At 67.4% G+C, this 2,687-nt stretch carries 3 protein-coding genes and 1 pseudogene; 1 reads left to right on the top strand and 3 read right to left on the bottom strand.

Annotated elements, in window-relative coordinates; translation table 11 throughout:
• Positions 1 to 9: 9 nt before the first annotated feature.
• Together ftsX and ftsE are read right to left on the bottom strand one after the other, a co-directional pair.
• Positions 10 to 927: a permease-like cell division protein FtsX gene (gene ftsX / locus ACWF94_RS38240; protein ID WP_453499528.1), complete on the bottom strand. Its 918-nt coding sequence runs from the start codon at positions 925 to 927 to the stop codon at positions 10 to 12.
• Positions 928 to 1,025: 98 nt separating this feature from the next.
• Entirely contained in the window at positions 1,026 to 1,715 is a 690-nt protein-coding gene (ftsE, locus tag ACWF94_RS38245; RefSeq protein ID WP_453499530.1) for a cell division ATP-binding protein FtsE, read from the bottom strand.
• Positions 1,716 to 2,045: 330 nt separating this feature from the next.
• Here ftsE and ACWF94_RS38250 point away from each other — a divergent pair, with 330 nt between their 5' ends.
• Complete coding sequence (locus ACWF94_RS38250) at positions 2,046 to 2,240, top strand: hypothetical protein (RefSeq protein WP_453499532.1); 195 nt, start codon at positions 2,046 to 2,048, stop codon at positions 2,238 to 2,240.
• A 159-nt stretch (positions 2,241 to 2,399) separates the two neighbouring features.
• Here ACWF94_RS38250 and ACWF94_RS38255 read toward each other — a convergent pair.
• Positions 2,400 to 2,687 (bottom strand): annotated as a pseudogene (locus tag ACWF94_RS38255) (hypothetical protein); the annotation flags it as partial.

The raw sequence follows: 2,687 nt of genomic DNA on the forward strand, positions 1-2,687 counted from the left end.
GGGCGCATGTCACACCTTGAGGTACTTGCGCAGAGCGACGAAAGCGGCAAGGGCCGGCATCAGCAGACCGATGGCGAGCACCAGCGGCAGCTTGGTGATCACCGCGTCCCAGCCGATGAAATTGATCAGTGGCATCTCGGCCGCGAGGGCCAGGCCGTTATCGATCAGGAAGTAGCGGCCGATGAGCAGGAAACCGCAGGCCACAGCGCCGCCGAGCAGTCCGGCGAAGGCGGCCTCCATGATGAACGGCATCTGGATATAGAAGCTGGAGGCCCCGACGAGCCGCATGATGCCGGTCTCACGCCTGCGGCTGAACGCCGAGACCCGCACGGTGTTGACGATCAGCATCATCGCGATCACCAGCATCAGCGCCATGACGCAGAGTGCGGCGACGCGCATGCCGTTCATCAGTGAGAACAGGTTCTCCAGGATGTTGCGCTGGTCCTGGACCGACTGGACCCCGGCCCGCCCGGCGAACGCCGTCGCGACGACCTGGTACTTCTCCGGGTCCTTCAGTTTGACCCGGAACGACTCCTGCATCTGGTCCGGGGTGATGGTCGCGGCGATCGGGGTGTCGCCGTACTGCTCCTTGTAGTGCTTGTACGCCTGCTCCGCGCTCTCGCGGTGGACGGACTCGACGATGGCCATCTTCTTGAGGTCGGTCTCGATCTGCTGCTTCTGCTGATCGGTGACGGCGCCCTTGGCACAGTGGGCCGAGCTGGTCGCGTCGTTCTTGTTGCAGAGGAAGATGGAGACGTTGACCTTGTCGTACCAGAAGTCCTTCATCGTGTTGACCTGCTGCGTCATCAGCAGAGCACCGCCGAAGAGCGCGAGCGAGAGGGCAACGGAGACGACGACGGCGAAGGTCATCGTGAGATTGCGGCGGAGACCTACGCCGATCTCCGACAGTACGAACTGGGCGCGCATCGCGTGCGTTCAGCCTTTCCTTGCGGGGCCGGCGCCGACGCCGGTGACGTCCGGTGTCGACCGGCGTCGTCCAGTGACGTCCGGTGACGTCCGGTGACTCAGTGCTGGTAGCCGTAGACGCCGCGTGCCTGGTCGCGTACGAGACGGCCGCCCTCCAGCTCGATCACGCGCTTGCGCATCTGGTCGACGATGTTCTGGTCGTGGGTCGCCATGATCACGGTGGTGCCCGTCCGGTTGATCCGGTCGAGCAGCTTCATGATGCCGACGGAGGTCTGGGGGTCCAGGTTGCCGGTCGGCTCGTCGGCGATCAGCAGCATCGGGCGGTTGACGAAGGCCCGCGCGATCGCGACGCGCTGCTGCTCACCTCCGGACAGCTCGCCCGGCATCCGGCTCTCCTTGCCGCCGAGACCGACGAGGTCGAGCACCTGGGGCACGGCCTTGCGGATCTCGCCCCGGGGCTTGCCGATGACCTCCTGGGCGAAGGCAACGTTCTCCGCGACGGTCTTGTTGGGCAGCAGCCGGAAGTCCTGGAAGACCGTGCCGAGCTGGCGGCGCATATGGGGCACCTTCCAGTTCGACAGCCGGGCCAGGTCCTTGCCGAGGACATGCACCAGGCCCTGACTGGCGCGCTCCTCGCGGAGGACAAGCCGCAGAAAGGTCGACTTGCCGGAACCGGACGAGCCCACGAGGAAGACGAACTCCCCCTTCGCGATGTCGAGCGACACATCACGGAGGGCGGGCCGGCTCTGCTTGGGGTAGGTCTTGGAGACGCTGTCGAATCGGATCACTGGGGCACCACAGGTCAGCCGGGAATAGAGGTGTGCGTGACACTACGCGAACGGGGCTTCCGGGCGCAGTCGGCGGCCGGGGTTGCGTAGATTGTCCCGTCGTTTGTCGCACCATTTGCCGCATGATTTGCCGCGTCGTCGGCCGCGTCGTCGGCAGCGTCATTCGCCGCCGGCCGGACCGGGTGCGGCCGGCGGGGCGCGCCGAACGGCGCGGGAGCTGGCACAGTGGTAGGGAACAGTCGTGACTTGTTGAGCGTTCTCCCAAGAGAACTGCGCCTGCGGCTGTGCTGAACAGTCCCGCGGCTTCGACGCGCGGGAGGAGGAGAGCGCATGACGTACGACCGTCTGGTATGCGCCAACTGCGCGGCCCCCGTCACCGAGGGCCGCTGCCCGGTCTGCCGAGCGAACCGCGAGCGGCTCCAGCAGCAGGGCCCCTTCGGCGGCCTGAGCCCGGTGGCACTGCTGACTCTGCTGGTGGTGCTGGTGGGGGCGCTGGCGGTGCTGGCCGCGGTCCAGACCGCCTGACCCCGCTCCTGACCGGGGCCGCCGCCCTCCTGAGACCCTGCCGAGACCCAGAGAAGGGCCCGGGGTGCTGTGCCACACCCCGGGCTCTTTCTTCACTCTGTGTTACGTCACGCTCGGTGCCCGCGCCATGACGCGCGGGCGTACCGGCTCTCAGCCGTCTCAGACGGCAGCGCGGTTGCCGCCGACCAGACGCGGCAGCATCCGGAAGCCGATACCACCAGCGATCATGGTCGCCGCACCGACGAGCAGGAACGTGGTCTCCATCGCGCCCGTCTCGGCCAGCTCTTCCTTCGCCTTGCCCTGCTCGACCGGCTGCGAGCCGACATTGTTGGTGTCGGTGTTGTCCGCGCACTCGGCCCCGTCAAGATCCACGGTGCAGGTCCCGGCGTCACCACCGTCGCCACCACCCGTGGCGGTGGCGCCGGGGGTGCCGCCCCCGGTGGTACC

Source organism: Streptomyces sp. NPDC055078 (assembly GCF_053607985.1).